This is a genomic window from Pseudomonas sp. UM16 (genome assembly GCF_050312595.1).
Classification (GTDB): Bacteria; Pseudomonadota; Gammaproteobacteria; order Pseudomonadales; family Pseudomonadaceae; genus Aquipseudomonas.
On sequence record NZ_JBNPJT010000004.1, the window covers coordinates 215315 to 235397 of the forward strand.

The window sequence follows — 20083 nt, forward strand, 5'->3', positions numbered from 1 at the left end:
CCGACCCTTAAACGGCCATCAGGTCCTTTTCTTTCTGCTTGACGGCAACTTCGATCTCAGCCACAAACTTGTCAGTCAGCTTCTGGATTTCGTCGGCAGCACGACGCTCGTCGTCTTCGCTGATTTCCTTCTCCTTGACCAGATCCTTGAGCTGGCTCAGCGCATCACGACGGATATTGCGCACGGCAATACGGCCATCTTCAGCGGCATCACGCGCCTGTTTGGTGAAGCCCTTGCGGGTTTCTTCGGTCAGCGCAGGCATGGAAATCAGCAGCAACTCGCCGAGGTTGGTCGGATTGAGGTTTAGACCCGCACTACCAATAGCCTTGTCGACAGCACCCAGCATGTTGCGCTCGAATGCCACGACCTGCAGGGTACGGGCATCTTTCACGGTGATGTTGGCCACTTGCTTGATTGGCGTGTCGGTACCGTAGTAAGGCACCATGACGCCTTCCAGAACGCTAGGGTGCGCCTGGCCGGTACGAATTCGGCTGAATGCGTGCGCCAGGGACTCCAGCGATTTCTGCATGCGCTCTTGAGCGTCTTTCTTGATTTCGTTGATCATTTTTGAACTTCCTCGATCAGAGTTCCTTCAGCGCCACCATGCACGATATTCAGCAGGGCGCCAGGCTTGTTCATGTTGAAGACGCGCAGCGGCATCTTGTGATCGCGGCACAAGCAAATTGCCGTCAGGTCCATCACGCCCAGCTTGCGATCCAGCACTTCATCGTAAGTCAGATGATCGAACTTCTCGGCATGCGGGTCTTTGAATGGATCTGCAGTGTATACACCATCGACCTTGGTTGCCTTCAATACCACGTCGGCATCGATTTCGATGGCGCGCAGGCATGCGGCAGAATCGGTGGTAAAGAACGGGTTGCCGGTGCCGGCAGCGAAGATCACGACTTCTTTGGCGTTCAAATGACGCATGGCCTTGCGACGATCGTAATGATCGGTCACACCAACCATGGAGATAGCCGACATGACGATAGCGGTAATGTTCGCACGCTCCAGGGCGTCACGCATGGCCAGGCCATTCATTACCGTGGCCAGCATACCCATGTGGTCACCGGTGACGCGATCCATGCCCGCTGCACTGAGTGCCGCGCCACGGAACAGGTTGCCACCACCGATTACCAGGCCGACCTGAACACCAATACCGACCAATTGGCCGACTTCCAGCGCCATGCGATCCAGGACCTTGGGGTCGATCCCGAACTCTTCCGAGCCCATCAGGGCCTCGCCGCTAAGTTTGAGTAGAATGCGTTTATAGCGAGCTTGATAGCCACTGCTCTGCTGAGCCATTGCGAATCTCTCCTGCGGCGTTTGTAAAAATCTGGCGGGCTGTTTTCAGCCTGCGCGTAACTCTAAGCGTGGCGCAGCTACTGCGCCAGCGAAAGGCAGTCTTGTAAACCGCTCCCGCTTTGACAAAGAGGCTGCGCGCGTGAGCGGGCAGCCTCTTCGGGGCGACAGATGTAAGTCTGTCTTACTGCTTGGCAGCAGCCAGCTGGGCGGCAACTTCTTCAGCGAAGTTGTCGACTGGCTTCTCGATGCCTTCGCCTACTTTGAAGTAGGTGAAGGAAACGATTTCAGCACCGGCTTTCTTGGCCAGTTCGCCGACCTTGACTTCAGGGTTCATGACGAAGGCTTGCTCGACCAGCGAAGCTTCGGCCAGGAACTTCTTGATACGACCGTCGATCATGTTGGCGACGATGTTCTCAGGCTTGCCCTTCATCTTCTCTTCGTTCAGCTGCATGAATACAGCTTTCTCGCGCTCGATTGCTTCAGCGGAGACTTCCGATGGATTCAGGAACTCTGGGTTGCTGGCAGCTACGTGCATGGCGATTTCTTTGGCCAGCTGGACGTCGCCGCCCTTCAGGACAACCGCAACACCGATCTTGTTACCGTGCAGGTAGGTACCAACAACGTCGCCTTCAACGCGCACCAGGCGACGGATGTTGACGTTCTCACCAACCTTGGCAACCAGGGCTTCACGAGCGCCTTCTTGAGCGGCGATCAGCGGAGCGGCATCGGTCAGCTTTTCAGCGAAGGCTTTTTCAACGCTGGCGTTGACGAAGTTTTTGAAGTCGTCTTGCAGAGCCAGGAAGTCGGTCTGCGAGTTCACTTCCAGCAGGACGGCGGATTTGTCGTCAGCTTTGATAGCGATCGCGCCTTCAGCGGCAACGTTACCCGCCTTTTTAGCGGCCTTGATGGCGCCCGAAGCGCGCATGTCATCAATGGCTTTTTCGATGTCGCCGTCAGCCTTTTCCAGGGCCTTTTTGCAATCCATCATGCCTTCGCCAGTACGCTCACGCAGTTCTTTGACCAGCGCTGCAGTAATTGCTGCCATTTCAAATTCCTCTTGGATAGGTTTTCAACCATTCCACCCGATACTTGACGGGCGTTCAATTCTGTAAATCCACTCACCAGCACTCATGCGGTAACAAGGTTGCAACGGCGATGCTGACAAGAGGATTTCAAGGTGGCAAAAAGGGGGCTTAGCCCCCTTTTTGCGTGCCGAGTAGACGCCAGGCGTCAATTACTCAGCAGCTGGTGCGGCTTCTTCAGCGTAAACTTCAGTGCCGCCGGCAACGTTGTTGCGGCCACGGATAACGGCATCAGCCATCGAACCCATGTACAGCTGGATAGCGCGGATGGCGTCATCGTTACCTGGGATGATGTAGTCAACGCCTTCTGGGCTGCTGTTGGTATCGACAACGCCGATAACCGGAATACCCAGCTTGTTAGCTTCGGTGATAGCGATGCGCTCGTGGTCAACGTCGATCACGAACAGAGCATCAGGCAGGCCGCCCATGTCCTTGATACCACCCAGGCTGCGATCCAGTTTTTCCAGATCACGGGAGCGCATCAGGGCTTCTTTCTTGGTCAGCTTGGTGAAAGTGCCATCTTCGGCCTGAGTTTCCAGGTCGCGCAGACGCTTGATCGAAGCACGGATGGTTTTGTAGTTGGTCAGCATGCCGCCCAACCAGCGGTGATCGACGTACGGCGAACCGCAACGTGCTGCTTCTTCAGCAACGATCTTGCCAGCGGAACGCTTGGTGCCGACGAACAGAATCTTGTTTTTGCCCTGGGCCAGACGCTCGACAAAAGTCAGTGCGTCGTTGAACATTGGCAGGGTTTTTTCAAGGTTGATGATGTGAATCTTGTTACGCGCGCCGAAAATGTACTTACCCATTTTCGGATTCCAGTAACGGGTTTGGTGACCGAAGTGCACACCGGCCTTCAGCATATCGCGCATATTGACTTGGGACATGATAGTTCCTTGATAAGTCGGGTTGGGCCTCCACGTATCCCAATGACCAACCGAGGATCGTTCGATCCAAGGCACCCAGGTCATCGTGTCGACACGTGTGTGGGTTTAAGCTTTCGGGGCTATCCCCGCAAAGCGGCGCATTTTATATCACACAAGCGCAGCAAACGGAACCTGAATTAGCATCGCCCGTCAGCGGCTTTTGCAGCACTTCTATAATCGCGCCAGAATGCCTCTATATAAAGGTTGTATCACTGCCATAGACGCCGGAGCGAGCGCTGCTCTGGTAGAATCTGGCCTTTCCCAGTTTATTTGCGCCTCCGTGCGCCGTAGAGAGCCTGCAATGACCGTCACCATCAAAACCGCCGAAGACATCGAAAAGATGCGCGTCGCCGGCCGCCTGGCCGCCGAAGTCCTGGAGATGATCGAGGAACACGTCAAGCCCGGTGTCACCACCGAAGAACTCGACCGCCTGTGCCACGACTACATCGTTAACGTACAGCAGGCGATCCCGGCACCGTTGAACTACAAGGGCTTCCCCAAGTCGATCTGTACTTCGGTCAACCATGTGGTCTGCCACGGCATCCCCGGCGACAAGCCGCTCAAGGATGGCGACACCCTGAATATCGACGTGACTGTGATCAAAGACGGCTACCACGGTGACACCAGCCGCATGTTCCACGTCGGCAACGTGCCGGTCTGGGCCGAACGCCTGTCGCAGGTCACCCAGGAGTGCATGTACAAGGCCATCGAACTGGTCAAGCCGGGCTGCCGCCTGGGCGACATCGGCGAAGTAATCCAGAAACATGCGGAAAAGAATGGCTTCTCGGTGGTTCGCGAGTTTTGCGGCCATGGCATCGGCAAGGTCTTCCACGAAGAGCCGCAAATCCTTCACTACGGTCGCGCTGGCACCGGCATGGAGCTCAAGGAAGGCATGACCTTCACCATCGAGCCGATGATCAATCAGGGCCGCGCCGACACCAAAGTACTGGGCGACGGCTGGACCGCCATCACCAAGGACCGCAAGCTCTCAGCCCAGTGGGAACACACCCTGGTGGTCACCGCCACGGGTTACGAGATCTTCACCCTGCGTAAAGACGACACCATTCCCCGCACGTCGGCCTGATTCAAACAGGAAAGTGACTCGATGCCCCAGGTGGATCCAGAGCTGTTCGACCGCGGCCAGTTCCAGGCGGAACTGGCCCTCAAGGCTAGCCCTATCGCAGCCTTCAAGAAGGCCATCCGCCAGGCGGGCGACGTGCTCGACAAGCGTTTTCGCGACGGTCGCGAGATCCGCCGACTGATTGAGGACCGCGCCTGGTTCGTCGATAACATCCTGCAACAAGCCTGGAACCAGTTCACCTGGAGCGAAGACGCCGATATCGCCCTGGTCGCCACTGGCGGTTACGGTCGTGGTGAACTGCACCCCTACTCCGACATCGACCTGCTGATTCTGCTCGACAGCGCCGATCACGAGGTGTTTCGCGACTCGATCGAACGCTTTCTGACCCTGCTCTGGGACATCGGCCTGGAAGTCGGTCAGAGCGTGCGCTCGATCGATGAATGCGCCGAGCAGGCCCGCGCCGACCTGACGGTGGTCACCAACCTGATGGAAAGCCGCACCATTGCCGGCCCCGAACGCCTGCGCCAGCGCATGCTGGAAGTCACCAGCACCGCGCACATGTGGCCGGGCAAAGAGTTCTTCCTGGCCAAACGCGCCGAGCAGAAGGCCCGGCATCACAAGTACAACGACACCGAATACAACCTTGAGCCCAACGTCAAAGGCTCACCTGGTGGCCTGCGCGATATCCAGACCGTGCTGTGGATCGCTCGACGCCAGTACGGCACCCTCAATCTACATGCCCTGGCAGGTGAAGGTTTCCTGCTGGAGAGCGAAAACGCCCTGCTGGCCTCCTCCCAGGAGTTCCTGTGGAAGGTCCGCTACGCCTTGCACATGCTTGCCGGGCGCGCCGAAGACCGCTTGCTGTTCGATCATCAACGCAGTACTGCCGCCCTGCTCGGCTTCAGCGATGACAACCCCAAGCGCGCCATCGAGCAGTTCATGCAGCAGTACTACCGGGTGGTGATGAGCATCGCCGAGCTCAGCGACCTGATCATCCAGCATTTCGAAGAGCTGATTCTTGACGACGACAGCGGTAGCACCCAGCCACTGAACGCACGCTTCCGCCTGCATGATGGTTACATCGAAGCGGTGCGGCCAAACGTGTTCAAACGCACGCCGTTCGCCATGCTGGAGATATTCGTGCTGATGGCTCAACACCCGGAAATCAAGGGTGTGCGCGCCGATACCATTCGTCTGCTACGCGAACACCGGCACCTGATTGACGACGAGTTTCGCAACGACATCCGCAATACCAGCCTGTTTATCGAGCTGTTCAAGTGTGAAATCGGCATCCATCGCAACCTGCGGCGGATGAACCGCTACGGCATTCTCGGGCGCTACTTGCCGGAGTTCGGCCTGATCATCGGGCAGATGCAGCATGACCTGTTTCACATCTATACCGTCGATGCCCACACCCTGAACCTGATCAAGCACCTGCGTAAACTGCAGTACACCCCGGTGTCAGAAAAATTCCCGCTGGCCAGCAAGCTCATGGGCCGCCTACCCAAGCCCGAGTTGATCTACCTGGCTGGCCTCTATCACGATATCGGCAAAGGCCGTCAGGGCGATCACTCGGAACTGGGCGCAGTGGATGCACAGGCTTTTTGCCTACGTCACCAGCTACCTGCCTGGGACAGCCGCCTGATTGTCTGGCTGGTGCAGAATCACCTGGTGATGTCGACCACTGCTCAGCGCAAGGACCTGTCCGACCCGCAAGTGATCCACGATTTCGCTCAACAGGTCGGTGACGAAACCCGCCTGGACTACCTCTACGTGCTGACCGTGGCCGACATCAACGCCACCAACCCCAGCTTGTGGAACTCCTGGCGTGCCAGCCTGCTGCGCCAGCTCTATACCGAGACCAAGCGCGCCTTGCGTCGCGGCCTGGAGAACCCGCTGGAACGCGAAGAACAGATCCGCCAGACCCAAAGCGCGGCCCTGGACATCCTGATTCGCGAAGGCACCGACCCGGACGACGTCGAGCAACTGTGGGCACAACTGGGCGATGACTACTTCCTGCGCCACACCGCCGCCGATGTGGCCTGGCACAGCGATGCGATCCTCCAGCAGCCGGCCGATGGCGGCCCGCTGGTGCTGATCAAGGAAACTACCCAGCGCGAATTCGAAGGCGGCACGCAGATCTTCATCTACGCGCCTGACCAGCACGACTTCTTCGCTGTGACCGTCGCGGCCATGGACCAGCTCAATCTGAACATCCATGACGCGCGAATCATCACCTCCAGCAGCCAGTTCACCCTCGACACCTACATCGTGCTCGACAACGACGGCGGCTCGATTGGCGACAACCCACAGCGGGTCAAAGCAATTCGCGACGGCCTGACCGACGCCCTGCGCAACCCGGACGATTACCCGACCATCATCAAGCGCCGGGTACCGCGCCAGCTAAAGCACTTCACCTTTGCCCCACAGGTGACCATCCACAACGACGCCCAGCGCCCAGTGACCATCCTCGAACTCAGCGCCCCCGACCGCCCAGGCCTGCTGGCGCGGATCGGCAAGATCTTTCTGGAGTTCGACCTGTCGCTGCAAAACGCCAAGATTGCCACCCTCGGCGAACGGGTCGAAGACGTGTTCTTCATCACCGATGCCGACAACCAGCCGCTCTCCGACCCACAGCTGTGCAGCCGCCTGCAGGATGCCATCGTCGAGCAATTGCGCGTCGACCAGGCTGCCGTGGCTACCGTTTCCCGCCTGACCATTTAACGTTTGACGAGACCCTGCGCCGATGAACACCGATTTGCTTCAGCTTCAGCCCTACCCGTTCGAGAAACTTCGCGCCTTGCTCGGCAGCGCCCAGCCTGCCGCCGACAAACGCGCCATCGCCCTGTCGATCGGTGAGCCCAAGCATGAATCGCCGGCGTTCGTCGCCCAGGCCCTGGCTGACAACCTCCAAAAGATGGCGGTGTACCCGACCACTGCCGGTCTGCCAGCCTTGCGCCAAGCCATTTCCCGCTGGTGCGAGCAACGTTTCGGCGTGCCGAGCGGCTGGCTGGATGCCGACAAACACGTATTACCGGTCAATGGCACCCGCGAAGCGTTGTTTGCTTTCACCCAGGCGGTGGTCAACCGCGCCGCCGATGGACTGGTGATCAGCCCTAATCCGTTCTATCAGATCTATGAAGGCGCAGCCCTGCTGGCCGGTGCCACCCCGCATTACCTGCCGTGCCTGGACAGCAATGGCTTCAACCCGGATTTCGAGGCCGTCTCGGCTGAAACCTGGAAACGCTGCCAGATCCTGTTCCTCTGCTCTCCAGGTAACCCTACCGGCGCGCTGGTGCCGATGGAAACCCTGAAAAGGCTCATTGCCCTGGCCGACGAACACGATTTCGTGATCGCTGCCGATGAGTGCTACAGCGAACTGTATTTCGACGAGCAAAGCCCGCCACCAGGCCTACTCAGCGCTTGTGTGGAACTGGGCCGCAGCGACTTCAAGCGTTGCATGGTATTCCACAGCCTGTCCAAGCGTTCCAACCTGCCAGGCCTACGCTCGGGCTTTGTCGCCGGTGACGCCGAGATCATCAAGCCGTTCTTGCTGTACCGCACCTACCATGGCTGCGCGATGCCAGTGCAAACGCAACTGGCGAGCATTGCTGCCTGGAACGACGAAGAGCATGTACTGGCCAACCGTGACCTGTACCGCGAGAAGTTCGATGCGGTGCTGGAGATTCTGGCGCCGGTGCTGGATGTACAGCGTCCGGATGGCGGCTTTTATCTTTGGGCGAAGGTGCCAGGGGATGATGCCGAGTTCTGTCGCGACCTGTATGCAGCCGAGCATGTGACAGTGGTGCCGGGCTCGTACCTGTCTCGCGAAGTCAATGGCGTCAATCCGGGTGCCGGTCGTGTACGCATGGCGTTGGTTGCATCGCTGGCTGAATGCGTTGAGGCTGCAGAGCGAATTCGCGCTTTCCTGCAGAAGTAAACCGGAGTCACTGGAGGAGCCGGCAAGGCCGGCTCCTACGTAATCTGTGCAGACAGTTGCTCCTGCGACTATTTCACCGCCCCAAGATTCGCCTCACTCAGATCCAGTTCACCCAATACCTCACGCACCACATCATCGCCAACCTGATGATGGCGATGCAGCTTATACAGCTCCAGACGCTGCGCCCGTAGTGCACGCAGGCGTAGGCGCCGCTCCAGTTGGTCCATTTGCTCGGCCAGGGCCTGAGCCTCGGCATTGTCGTTGAACGTGTCCAGTTGATGGCGGTACTCGGCCATCAAACGAGCCTTGAGCTCGGCAGCCAACGCCGCCTGGGCCGCCTCCTGAGGAGCCCCCGGCTCGGCCAACTCTTCGGCCTCAAGCGCATGAATGGCCGCTACTGCCGTCTTTCGCCACGCCTCTTTAGCCTCCTGGCGCAAGGTATCGTCAGGACTCTTGGCCACCCCGCGCAGCAATACTGGCAAGGCGATGCAGGCGGATATCAGTGACAGCAGAATGACCCCGGCGGCAATGAAGATCAGCAAGTCCCGCTCAGGGAAAGCCTTGCCCGCACCGATCAGTAGCGGCACCGACATGACACCGGCCAGCGTCACGGCGCCACGCACGCCACCAATGGTCAGCAACCAGCAGGAGCGGGCATCGGCGACCTCCACCAAGTCGTCCTTACCGCGCCAGCGCCGAATCACCCCGATCAAGCGCCACACACCCTGGACCCAGACAAAGCGCAGCACCACCAGTACCGCAAAGATTGCCACCACATCCAGGCAACGCCACATCAAGGTTGGCCACAACGAGGCCTCGTGGCTGGTCACGGCCTTGATGATGTCGGGCAGCTGCAGCCCCAACAACAGGAAGATCAGGCCATTGAAGCTGAACTCCAACAACGACCAGACACTACGGTTGAGCAAGCGTGTACTGGTCTGGCGTGGCAGCAGATCGAGCCAGCTCTGCATCATCCCCGCCGCCACTGCCGAGAGAATCCCCGAGGCCCCCAGGCGTTCGGCCAATACATAGGCGGCAAAGGGCAGCAAGAGCATGAACACCACGTGCGTTGCAGGATCGTCCCAGCCGCGAGCGATCATCCAGGCGCGCAAACGGCCGACCAACCAGCTCAACGCCACACCAATCGCCAGCCCCCCCACAGCAACCAGTACAAAGGTTGCACTGGCCTCAGCCAGGGAGAACGCACCGGTGATGGCAGCCACCAAGGCAAACTTGAAAGTCACCAGGCCGGTAGCGTCATTCATCAGTGCTTCACCTTGAAGCATGTGCATCAAGGGGGTTGGCAAGCGGTCCTGGGTAATCGCCGAGACGGCGACGGCGTCCGTTGGTGACAGCACTGCAGCCAACGCGAAGGCCACTGGCAGCGGGATGCTCGGCAGCAGCCAATGAATAAAGTAGCCAGCACCGACCACAGTAAATAGCACCAACCCGACAGCCAAGGTCAGGATCGGACCGCGCAAGCGCCAGAGGTCGCGTTTGGGCATGCGCCAGCCATCGGCAAACAGCAACGGCGGCAAGAACAGAAACAGAAACAATTCCGGGTCGAGGGCGACGTGCAAGCCCAACGTAGGCCAGGCCAGCAAAGCCCCGGCGCCTATCTGCACCAACGGCAACGGCAACGGGATGACCCGGCCGACAAGTTTGGAGACACTCACCAGCATCAGCAGGATGAGAACGGTGTAGGCTGATTGCATGTGGCGTGTTCCTTTCTATTCGAACTCAGTCAACGGCGCACCTTTCGCCCATTCTGGGCAATGCCATTGAAACGACATAGTAGCCGTTCAGGCTGCATGCGCACCTCTGCACAAAAGTCGCAGAGGCTGCCAAAGCCTGTAACACCATGCTACAAACTGCCTCTTCGAGGCCAACCCAAGGCGCTTGACCGTGGCATAATCCTTCACCATTTTTTCCCAGGAGGGGCAAGACATGACCAACCGCGACACGCCATTGCACCTTTATGGAATCAAGGCCTGCGACACCATGAAGAAAGCCCGTACCTGGCTGGAAGACAAAGGCCTGGGCTACGACTTTCACGACTACAAGACCCAAGGCATTGACCGTGCCAGCCTGACCCGCTGGTGTGACGAACACGGCTGGGAAACAATCCTCAACCGTGCCGGTACCACGTTCCGCAAGCTCGAAGACGCCCAGAAGGCCGACCTCGACCAGGCCAAGGCCATCGAACTGATGCTGGCCCAACCGTCGATGATCAAGCGCCCGGTGCTCGACCTCGGCGAGCGGACCCTGGTCGGCTTCAAGCCCGACCTGTACGCGGCCGCCCTGCAATAACGCGGCGCACGCTTTCAATCAAATTCGCAAGAGGTAACTGCATGTCCACTACCCTGTTCAGCCTGGCCTTCGGTGTCGGCACTCAGAACCGTCAAGGCGCTTGGCTGGAGGTGTTCTACGCCCAACCGCTGATCAACCCGAGCGCCGAACTGGTCGCCGCAATTTCCCCTGTATTGGGTTATGAAGGTGGCAACCAGGCCATCGCCTTCAGCACCGCCCAAGCCGCACAGCTGGCCGAAGCCCTCAAAGGTATCGATAGCGCCCAAGCTGCGCTGCTGACCCGTCTGGCCGAAAGCAACAAGCCGCTGGTCGCCACTGTGCTGGCCGAAGACGCCGCCCTGACTTCCACCCCGGAAGCCTACTTGAAGCTGCACCTGCTCTCGCACCGCCTGGTCAAGCCACACGGTCTGAGCCTGGCTGGTATTTTCCCGCTGCTGCCTAACGTCGCCTGGACCAGTCAGGGCGCTGTCGATCTCGCTGAACTGGCTGAACAGCAATTGGAAGCACGCCTGAAAGGCGAGCTGCTGGAAGTCTTCTCGGTCGACAAGTTCCCGAAAATGACCGATTACGTTGTGCCTGCCGGCGTGCGTATCGCCGACAGCGCCCGTGTGCGCCTGGGCGCCTACATCGGCGAAGGCACGACGATCATGCACGAAGGCTTCGTCAACTTTAACGCTGGCACCGAAGGCCCAGGCATGATCGAAGGCCGCGTCTCGGCGGGCGTGTTCGTCGGCAAGGGTTCGGACCTGGGCGGCGGTTGCTCGACCATGGGTACCCTGTCGGGTGGCGGCAACATCGTCATCAAGGTCGGCGAAGGCTGCCTGATCGGCGCCAACGCCGGTATCGGTATTCCGCTGGGCGACCGCAACACCGTCGAAGCCGGCCTGTATATCACTGCCGGCACCAAGGTGAACCTGCTGGACGAGCACAACCAACTGGTCAAGGTGGTCAAGGCTCGCGATCTGGCTGGCCAGACCGACCTGCTGTTCCGCCGCAACTCGTTGAATGGCGCGGTGGAGTGCAAGACCCACAAGTCGGCGATCGAGCTGAACGAAGCGCTGCACGCCCACAACTAAGTGGTACCATCGGGTCTGGCCTAACGCCAGGCCCGATATTCAGGTCCGATCATCATGTTCCAGCCCTCCCCGTGGCGTGCTGATTTTCCAGCCATCGCCGCTCTGCAACGCCAGCACCAGACCTACCTGGACAGCGCTGCTACCACGCAAAAACCACAACGATTGCTCGATGCTTTGAGCCACTATTACGGCCACGGCGCCGCCAATGTGCACCGTGCCCAACACCTTCCTGGCGCCCTGGCGACCCAAGCGTTCGAACGGAGCCGGGAAAAAGTTGCCAGCTGGCTCAATGCCAGTGACCGCCAGCAGATTGTATTCACCCACGGCGCGACATCCGCCTTGAACCTGCTGGCCTATGGTCTTGAGGGCCTGTTCGAAGCCGGTGACGAAATCGCTATCAGTGCCCTGGAGCACCACGCCAACTTGCTGCCTTGGCAACAATTGGCCCAGCGTCGCGGCCTCAGGCTAGTGATACTGCCCCTGGACGACCGCGGCCTGGTCAACCTTGAGACGGCTTTGCAGTTAATCGGCCCGCGCACACGACTGCTGGCGGTGAGCCAGTTGTCCAACGTGATCGGCGCCTGGCAGCCGTTGGCCCCCTTGCTGGCGCATGCTCATGCCCAAGGGGCACTGACGGTGGTCGACGGTGCTCAGGGGGTAGTACACGGCCGCCAGGACATGCAGCAGCTAGGGTGCGACTTCTACGTATTCTCCAGCCATAAACTGTATGGTCCTGATGGTGTTGGCGTGCTCTACGGCCGCACCGAGGCCTTGGCACGACTGCGCCACTGGCAGTTCGGCGGTGAGATGGTCCAGTTGGCTGACTATCACCACGCCAGCTTCCGCCCCGCGCCTCTGGGTTTTGAAGCTGGCACCCCGCCAATCGCCAGCGTGATAGGCCTGGGCGCAAGCCTTGACTACCTGGCCGGGCTCGACCCGACCGCCGTCGCTGAGCACGAAGCCGGTCTGCACCGCACGCTATTACGCGGCCTGAATGATCGCGAAGGCATTCGCTTGCTCGGCCAACCGCAACTGGCCCTGGCCAGCTTCGTGGTCGACGGGGTACACAACGCGGACCTCGCGCACATGCTCACCGAACAGGGCATAGCCGTTCGTGCCGGACACCACTGTGCAATGCCACTGCTGAAAAGTTTCGGGCTCGACGGTGCGATTCGGGTGTCCCTGGCGCTGTACAACGATTCAGACGACCTGCAACGCTTCTTCGAAGCCCTGGATCAAGCCCTGGAGTTGCTGCGATGAGCCTGCCGATGCATGCACAGGACGCGCTCAGCAGCTTCGAACAGGCGGCTGGCTGGGAGCAACGGGCGCGTTTGTTGATGCAATGGGGCGAGCGCCTGGCACCTTTGAACGACGCCGAAAAGTCCGATGCCAACCGTGTGCATGGCTGCGAAAGCCAGGTGTGGCTGGTGGCTGAACTGCGCGATGGTCAGTGGCACTTCAAAGGCGCCAGTGACGCGCGAATCATTCGCGGCCTGCTGGCATTGTTGCTGGTACGAGTAGAGGGGCTGTCCAACGCCGAACTGCTGCAACTGGACCTGCCCGCCTGGTTCAATCAGCTGGGCCTGGCTCGGCAACTCTCGCCCTCGCGCAGCAACGGTCTGAACGCCGTGCTGCAACGTATGGCTCAGCTTGCCGCTGGCACTTGAGCCTTGCGCTCAGAGGGTCGCCGCGCGCCGCCTACCAACTTTTCCACCGCCTTGCTGGCGGCGACCATGCCAAAGGTCGCCGTCACCATCATCACCGCGCCAAAGCCCCCCGAACAGTCGAGCTTGACGCCTTCACCGACGAAACTTTTCTGCAGGCAGACACTGCCGTCACCTTTGGGGTAACGCAGCTGCTCGGTAGAGAACACACAGGGCACGCTGTAATTGCGCGTCACTGTCCGGGAAAACCCATAGTCACGCCGCAGGGTTGAGCGCACCCGCGAAGCCAGCGGGTCATTGAAGGTCTTGTTCAGGTCAGCCACACGAATCTGCGTCGGGTCGATCTGCCCACCGGCACCGCCAGTGCTGATGATGGTGACCTTGTGGCGTTTGCACCATCCGATCAACGCGGCTTTGGCCATAACGCTGTCGATGCAGTCGATCACGCAGTCGATGTCCTCACCGATGTACTCCGGGAGGGTTTCCTTGGTCACGAAATCCACCACGGCGTGCACCTTGCACGCCGGATTGATGGCCCGCAGGCGTTCAGCCATGACCTCGGCCTTGGCGCGGCCAATATTGCCCTCTTGGGCATGCAACTGGCGGTTGGTGTTGCTGACGCAAACGTCATCGAGGTCGAACAGCGATATTTCGCCGACGCCGCTACGGGCCATCGCCTCAGCCGCCCAAGAGCCGACACCACCAATACCGACGATTGCCACATGGGCTTCGCGCAGGCGCTGCAGGCCGTTGTCACCGTATAACCGGGCAACACCGGCAAAGCGTGGATCATCTGTACTCATGGCCAAACCCCGAAAAAACCGGCGCGCATTATAGGCCTCTTGCAGCGCTATGCCATCCCGCTTCGGACCAGCCGACTGCGTAGGAATTAGTAAAGTCAGCTGTAATCCTGTTTTAATGTCCTATGCAACCCCTAGTCCTGGACGACAACAGCACGGGCCTTAGAACTTCAACACCTGAAGCCAATCTAACCTACTGCCGCCGACCTATCCCTACAGCATAGGCGGACCAAGAGCAGAATCCGCGCCTCGAGGCGCTCGCCCGTTCCACCTTTCGGAACCCGAACTATCTATGTCATCGCGTAAATTTGGTATTAACCTGGTAATAGTCATGGCCATCGCCGCGCTATTCACCGGGTTCTGGGCGCTGATCAACCGCCCGGTTTCTGCGCCCAACTGGCCGGAGCAAATTTCCGGCTTCTCCTATTCGCCGTTCCGTCTTGGCCAAAGCCCGCAAAAGGGCCAGTACCCTACTGAAGATGAACTGCGTCAGGATCTCGAACAACTGAGCAAACTGACCGACAGTATTCGTATCTATACCGTCGAAGGCACCCAGGCGCAGATCCCGCGCCTGGCCGAAGAATTCGGCCTACGCGTGACCCTGGGGGTGTGGATCAGCCCGGACCTTGAGCGTAACGAGCGGGAAATCCAGAAGGCCATTGAACTGGCCAACAGCTCGCGCAGTGTCGTCCGGGTGATGGTCGGCAACGAAGCCTTGTTCCGCGAAGAAATCACCCCTGAAGCGCTGATCCAATACATGGATCGCGTGCGCGCCGCAGTAAAAGTACCAGTGACCACCAGTGAACAGTGGCACATCTGGAAGGAACACCCGGAGCTGGCCAAACACGCTGACCTGGTCGCCGCGCACATCCTGCCGTACTGGGAATTCATTCCGATGAAGGACGCCGGTCAGTTCGTGCTCGACCGTGCCCGTGATCTCAAGCAGCTGTTTCCACGCAAGCCGCTGCTGCTCTCCGAAGTAGGCTGGCCGAGCAACGGGCGCATGCGTGGCGGTGCCGACGCCACTCCGGCTGACCAGGCCATTTACCTGCGCACCCTGGTCAACAAGCTCAATCGCCAAGGCTACAACTACTTCGTCATCGAAGCCTATGACCAGCCCTGGAAGGCCAGCGATGAAGGTTCGGTCGGCGCCTACTGGGGCGTGTTCAACGCCGCCCGCCAGCAGAAGTTCAACTTCGAAGGCCCAGTCGTCGCCATCCCGCAGTGGCGCGTCTTGGCGGTGGGTTCAGTGGTGTTGGCAATGCTCTCGCTGACCTTACTGCTGATCGATGGCTCGGCCCTGCGTCAGCGTGGCCGCACCTTCCTGACCTTTATCGCCTTCCTTTGCGGGTCGGTGCTGGTGTGGATCGGCTACGACTACAGCCAGCAGTACAGCACCTGGTTCAGCCTGACAGTTGGCTTCTTGCTCGCACTCGGCGCGCTCGGGGTATTTATCGTGCTGCTGACCGAAGCCCATGAACTGGCTGAAGCGGTGTGGATTCACAAACGTCGCCGCGAGTTTCTGCCGGTGCAGGCTGACAGCGCTTACCGACCGAAAGTCTCGGTGCACGTGCCGTGCTACAACGAGCCACCCGAGATGGTCAAGCAGACCCTCAACGCCTTGGCGGCGCTGGATTATCCGGACTACGAAGTCCTGATCATCGACAACAACACCAAGGATCCGGCAGTCTGGGAACCGATCAAGGCCCACTGCGAGATGCTGGGCGAGCGCTTCAAGTTCTTCCACGTCTCGCCCCTGGCCGGTTTCAAGGGTGGCGCGCTGAACTACCTGATCCCGCACACCGCCAAGGATGCCGAAGTGATTGCGGTGATTGACTCCGACTACTGTGTCGACCGCAACTGGCTCAAGCACATGGTGCCGCACTTCAGCGATCCGAAAATCGCCGTGGTGCAATCGCCCCAGGACTACCGCGACCAGAATGAAAGCACCTTCAAGAAGCTGTGCTACAGCGAGTACAAGGGCTTCTTCCATATCGGCATGGTGACCCGCAACGATCGCGACGCGATCATTCAGCACGGCACCATGACCATGACCCGGCGCTCGGTGCTCGAAGAACTGGGCTGGGCTGACTGGTGTATCTGTGAAGACGCCGAACTCGGTCTGCGCGTATTCGAGAAAGGCTATTCGGCCGCCTATTCGCACGAGAGCTATGGCAAGGGTCTGATGCCCGACACCTTCATCGACTTCAAGAAGCAGCGTTTTCGCTGGGCCTATGGCGCCATCCAGATCATTAAGCGCCATACCAGCAGCCTATTGCGCGGTAAGGATACCGAGCTGACCCGCGGCCAGCGCTATCACTTCCTGGCCGGCTGGTTGCCGTGGATCGCCGACGGCATGAATATCTTCTTCACCGTCGGCGCGCTGCTCTGGTCGGCGGCAATGATTATCGTGCCGCAACGGGTCGACCCGCCGCTGCTGATCTTCGCCATTCCACCGCTGGCACTGTTCGTGTTCAAGGTCGGCAAGATCGTCTTCCTCTATCGCCGTGCGGTCGGGGTCAACCTCAAGGACGCCTTCGCCGCAGCACTGGCTGGCCTGGCCCTGTCGCACACCATTGCCAAGGCGGTGCTGTACGGTTTCTTCACCAGTAGCATTCCGTTCTTCCGCACACCGAAGAATGCCGACAGCCATGGCTTGCTGGTGGCACTTTCGGAAGCCCGTGAAGAACTGTTCATTATGTTGCTGCTGTGGGGCGCTGCCGCCGGTATCTATCTGGTCCAGGGCCTGCCGAGCAATGACATGCGCTTCTGGGTGACCATGCTGCTGGTGCAGTCGTTGCCATACCTGGCGGCATTGGTCATGGCACTGTTGTCGTCACTGCCCAAGCCTGTGGATGCCGCCGAGCCGGCGCAGGCTTCCTGACCTCATCGCTGACAAGGCCGGCTCCCAGCAACCTCTGGAAGCTGGCCTTGCCGACGATGAGCCCCTGACAAACAGCACAGATCCAAGGTCCTCACGCACCGCTTTTGCTATAAGATAACCCCCCTCGAATTCGTGCCCTGCCTTGCCCCCGGAGTTCCTTCAATGACGGCCCCAGCCGACCTCTCGCCTACCCTTGAACTGGCCTGCGACTTGATCCGTCGCCCCTCGGTGACCCCGGTCGACGCCGACTGCCAGAAACAGATGATGCAACGCCTGGGCGATGCCGGTTTCATGCTGGAGCCAATGCGTATCGAAGACGTCGACAACTTCTGGGCCACCCATGGCACTCAGGACGGTCCGGTGCTGTGTTTTGCCGGTCATACTGACGTAGTGCCTACAGGCCCGGTACAGGCCTGGCAGAACGATCCGTTCGATGCCCTGATCGATGCTGATGGCATGCTTTGCGGTCGTGGCGCTGCCGACATGAAAGGCAGCCTGGCGGCTATGGTGGTGGCCACCGAACGCTTCGTCGCCGACTACCCGAACCACCGCGGCAAAGTCGCCTTCCTGATCACCAGTGACGAAGAAGGCCCGGCCCACCACGGCACCAAGGCGGTGATCGAACGCCTGGCGGCGCGCAAGGAGCGCCTGGACTGGTGCATTGTCGGCGAGCCATCGAGCACCAGCCTGGTTGGCGATGTGGTCAAAAACGGTCGTCGCGGCTCGCTCGGCGCCAAGCTGACCGTGCGTGGCGTGCAAGGCCATGTGGCCTACCCGCACCTGGCCAAGAACCCGATTCACCTGGCCGCTCCGGCGCTGGCGGAACTGGCAGCCGAGCATTGGGACGAAGGCAACGCATTCTTCCCGCCCACCAGCTTCCAGATTTCCAACCTCAACTCGGGCACAGGCGCCACCAACGTAGTGCCGGGTGAACTGACCGCGCTGTTCAACTTTCGCTTCTCCACCGAGTCGACCGTTGAGGGGCTGCAGCAGCGCGTCGCGGCGATCCTCGACAAACATCAGCTCGACTGGCACGTAGACTGGGCGTTGTCCGGTCTGCCGTTCCTGACCGAGCCGGGTGACCTGCTCGATGCCGTGGCAGCCAGTATCAAGGCCGTCACCGGTCGCGAAACCAAGGCTTCGACCAGTGGCGGCACCTCCGATGGTCGCTTCATCGCCACCCTCGGCACTCAGGTGGTCGAGCTCGGTCCCGTCAACGCTACCATCCACCAGGTCAACGAACGGATTCTCGCCAGCGACCTCGATGTGCTGACCGAGATCTACTACCAGACCCTGACCCGGTTGCTCGCCTGATGCTCACCTGCCCGATCTGCAGCGCCCCGCTGAGTGCCCTCGACAACGGTGTCGCCTGCCCGGCCGGCCATCGTTTCGACCGTGCTCGCCAGGGTTACCTGAACCTGTTGCCGGTGCAGCACAAGAACAGCCGCGACCCCGGCGACAATCAGGCTATGGTCGAGGCACGGCGTGACTTCCTCAATGCCGGCCATTACGCCCCGGTGGCTCGCCGACTGGCCGAATTGACCGCCGAACGGGCACCCGCGCGCTGGTTGGATATCGGCTGTGGCGAAGGCTACTACACCGCACAGATCGCCGAGGCGCTACCCGACGCTGACGGCTACGCCCTGGACATCTCCCGCGAAGCGGTCAAACGCGCCTGTAAACGCAACCCGGCGCTGACCTGGCTGGTGGCGAGCATGGCACGCGTGCCGCTGGCCGATGCCAGCTGCCAGTTCCTGGCCAGCGTGTTCAGCCCGCTCGACTGGCAGGAGGCGCTGCGCTTGCTGGCCCCGGGTGGTGGCCTGATGCGCGTCGGACCCACTAACGAGCACCTGATTGAGCTGCGTCACAAGCTCTATGATGAAGTGCGCGATTATGCCGATGACAAGCACTTGGCACTGGTACCGGCGGGTATGCAGCACGCCCATAGCGAAACCCTTAAATTCCGTCTCAGCCTGGTCGATCGCAAGTCCCGCGCCGACTTGCTGGCCATGACCCCCCATGGCTGGCGCGCCAGCGCGCAAAAACGTGCCCGCGTCATCGAGCAGGCCGAACCTTTCGAGGTCACGGTATCGATGCGTTACGACTATTTCGTGCGCCAAGACTGAGCACACCCGGAGCCCCCAATGCGCCAACCCGATATCGAGATTTACCTCAAAGACGCCGACGTCGACCACAAACAGATCGCCGGCTGGCTCACTGAAGCCCTGGGCCCTTGCAGTGACTGGGTACAAAAAGGCCAGACCTACAAGTGCAGGGCCGGTAACATTCCAGTTACCTGGTTACCGAAGGCTGTAGGCAAATGGAACAGTCTGTACCTGGAAAGCGACCAGACCCCGTGGGATGACGACATCGCCTGCGCGCGTGCAGCTTTCGCTGCGCTGAACGTCGAAGTGCGCTGTGCACCGGGTAGCTGGATCGAAGAAGAAGGTGAAGAAGATGCTGATCGCTGGATCCGCATCAGTGCCGACGGTGAAGAAGAAATCACCTGGCGTACGCAATAACTGCCCTCTGTAAGCTGCAAGTTACAAGCCGAGCATAGTCAACTTGTAGCTTGCAGCTTCATACTTGCAGCGTTACAGCCCTATAACGTCTTCGGCCTGCAGGCCTTTCTGGCCCTGCGTCAGACTGTATTCGACCTGCTGCCCCTCGATCAGGGTGCGATGCCCCTCACCGCGAATGGCACGGTAGTGAACGAATACATCGGCGCCACCTTCACGCTGAATGAAGCCATAACCTTTGGCGTCATTGAACCACTTAACACTTCCAGTCTCACGAGACGACATCTGAACTACTCCGGATTTTTATTTTGGAATCGCCTTGCAAGCAGAGGATCACCCTCCTCCGCCGACGCAGCTTGAGGATTCCTCCTGCAAGCTGCGGACCGAGTATATGTCAGCCTTGAAATATTTTTTATGACCGGCGAGCTTTTTGCTGAACTTGCGCAGATACGGCACACTAACCGACTGAGCAATCACTCGAAAAATTCACCCAGAG

At 59.8% G+C, this 20083-nt stretch carries 18 protein-coding genes; 11 read left to right on the forward strand and 7 right to left on the reverse strand.

Annotated elements, in window-relative coordinates; translation table 11 throughout:
- Positions 1-7: 7 nt before the first annotated feature.
- The 4 genes from frr to rpsB all read right to left on the reverse strand — a co-directional run bounded on the left by frr (position 8) and on the right by rpsB (position 3274).
- The gene (gene frr, locus ACQRAX_RS06405) at positions 8-565 is read right to left on the reverse strand and encodes a ribosome recycling factor (RefSeq protein ID WP_412037920.1); all 558 of its coding nucleotides are present in this window, start codon (positions 563-565) and stop codon (positions 8-10) included.
- Positions 562-1305, reverse strand: coding sequence for a UMP kinase (gene pyrH / locus ACQRAX_RS06410; protein ID WP_045189662.1), 744 nt, complete (start codon positions 1303-1305; stop codon positions 562-564). The genes frr and pyrH overlap by 4 nt, the downstream gene beginning before the upstream one ends.
- Positions 1306-1486: 181 nt before the next feature.
- Entirely contained in the window at positions 1487-2350 is an 864-nt protein-coding gene (gene tsf / locus ACQRAX_RS06415) for a translation elongation factor Ts (RefSeq protein ID WP_412037919.1), read from the reverse strand.
- Positions 2351-2539: 189 nt separating this feature from the next.
- Positions 2540-3274: a 30S ribosomal protein S2 gene (rpsB, locus tag ACQRAX_RS06420; RefSeq protein WP_130263453.1), complete on the reverse strand. Its 735-nt coding sequence runs from the start codon at positions 3272-3274 to the stop codon at positions 2540-2542.
- A gap of 340 nt (positions 3275-3614) precedes the next feature.
- On the opposite strand from rpsB, the gene map reads away from it, so the two are divergent.
- From map to dapC, 3 genes are read left to right on the forward strand one after another with little or no spacing between them, the layout of a single operon-like run.
- Positions 3615-4397: a type I methionyl aminopeptidase gene (gene map / locus ACQRAX_RS06425; protein WP_116549584.1), complete on the forward strand. Its 783-nt coding sequence runs from the start codon at positions 3615-3617 to the stop codon at positions 4395-4397.
- Positions 4398-4418: 21 nt separating this feature from the next.
- Positions 4419-7118, forward strand: a complete 2700-nt coding sequence (locus tag ACQRAX_RS06430; RefSeq protein ID WP_412037918.1) for a [protein-PII] uridylyltransferase — start codon at positions 4419-4421, stop codon at positions 7116-7118.
- A 22-nt stretch (positions 7119-7140) separates the two neighbouring features.
- Positions 7141-8334, forward strand: coding sequence for a succinyldiaminopimelate transaminase (gene dapC / locus ACQRAX_RS06435; RefSeq protein WP_412037917.1), 1194 nt, complete (start codon positions 7141-7143; stop codon positions 8332-8334).
- A gap of 68 nt (positions 8335-8402) precedes the next feature.
- Here dapC and ACQRAX_RS06440 read toward each other — a convergent pair whose 3' ends face one another.
- On the reverse strand, positions 8403-10049 hold the full coding sequence (locus ACQRAX_RS06440) for a Na+/H+ antiporter (RefSeq protein WP_412037916.1): 1647 nt from the start codon (positions 10047-10049) through the stop codon (positions 8403-8405).
- 232 nt (positions 10050-10281) lie between these two features.
- Here ACQRAX_RS06440 and ACQRAX_RS06445 point away from each other — a divergent pair, with 232 nt between their 5' ends.
- From ACQRAX_RS06445 to ACQRAX_RS06460, 4 genes are read left to right on the forward strand one after another with little or no spacing between them, the layout of a single operon-like run.
- Positions 10282-10644, forward strand: a complete 363-nt coding sequence (locus ACQRAX_RS06445; protein ID WP_412037915.1) for an ArsC family reductase — start codon at positions 10282-10284, stop codon at positions 10642-10644.
- A gap of 41 nt (positions 10645-10685) precedes the next feature.
- Positions 10686-11720: a 2,3,4,5-tetrahydropyridine-2,6-dicarboxylate N-succinyltransferase gene (gene dapD, locus ACQRAX_RS06450; RefSeq protein ID WP_412037914.1), complete on the forward strand. Its 1035-nt coding sequence runs from the start codon at positions 10686-10688 to the stop codon at positions 11718-11720.
- Positions 11721-11774: 54 nt separating this feature from the next.
- Positions 11775-12980 (forward strand): aminotransferase class V-fold PLP-dependent enzyme, encoded by a 1206-nt coding sequence (locus tag ACQRAX_RS06455; protein WP_412037913.1) that lies wholly within the window; start codon positions 11775-11777, stop codon positions 12978-12980.
- On the forward strand, positions 12977-13387 hold the full coding sequence (locus ACQRAX_RS06460; protein ID WP_412037912.1) for a SufE family protein: 411 nt from the start codon (positions 12977-12979) through the stop codon (positions 13385-13387). The genes ACQRAX_RS06455 and ACQRAX_RS06460 overlap by 4 nt, the downstream gene beginning before the upstream one ends.
- On the opposite strand, the gene tcdA is transcribed toward ACQRAX_RS06460, so the two are convergent.
- Positions 13366-14187, reverse strand: coding sequence for a tRNA cyclic N6-threonylcarbamoyladenosine(37) synthase TcdA (tcdA, locus tag ACQRAX_RS06465; protein ID WP_045189637.1), 822 nt, complete (start codon positions 14185-14187; stop codon positions 13366-13368). The two genes, ACQRAX_RS06460 and tcdA, sit on opposite strands and share 22 nt — an antisense overlap.
- Before the next feature lie 289 nt (positions 14188-14476).
- On the opposite strand from tcdA, the gene ACQRAX_RS06470 reads away from it, so the two are divergent.
- The 4 genes from ACQRAX_RS06470 to ACQRAX_RS06485 all read left to right on the forward strand — a co-directional run bounded on the left by ACQRAX_RS06470 (position 14477) and on the right by ACQRAX_RS06485 (position 19590).
- A complete protein-coding gene (locus ACQRAX_RS06470; protein ID WP_412037911.1) occupies positions 14477-17068 on the forward strand; it encodes a glycosyltransferase in 2592 nt (863 codons plus the stop codon).
- Between the two features lie 162 nt (positions 17069-17230).
- A complete protein-coding gene (dapE, locus tag ACQRAX_RS06475) occupies positions 17231-18382 on the forward strand; it encodes a succinyl-diaminopimelate desuccinylase (RefSeq protein ID WP_412037910.1) in 1152 nt (383 codons plus the stop codon).
- Positions 18382-19194: a putative RNA methyltransferase gene (locus ACQRAX_RS06480; RefSeq protein WP_412037909.1), complete on the forward strand. Its 813-nt coding sequence runs from the start codon at positions 18382-18384 to the stop codon at positions 19192-19194. Before dapE ends, ACQRAX_RS06480 begins: the two co-directional genes overlap by 1 nt.
- 18 nt (positions 19195-19212) lie before the next feature.
- Entirely contained in the window at positions 19213-19590 is a 378-nt protein-coding gene (locus tag ACQRAX_RS06485; RefSeq protein WP_412037908.1) for a hypothetical protein, read from the forward strand.
- A gap of 72 nt (positions 19591-19662) precedes the next feature.
- Here ACQRAX_RS06485 and ACQRAX_RS06490 read toward each other — a convergent pair whose 3' ends face one another.
- The gene (locus tag ACQRAX_RS06490; RefSeq protein ID WP_028942973.1) at positions 19663-19872 is read right to left on the reverse strand and encodes a cold-shock protein; all 210 of its coding nucleotides are present in this window, start codon (positions 19870-19872) and stop codon (positions 19663-19665) included.
- Between the last annotated feature and the right edge of the window lie 211 nt (positions 19873-20083).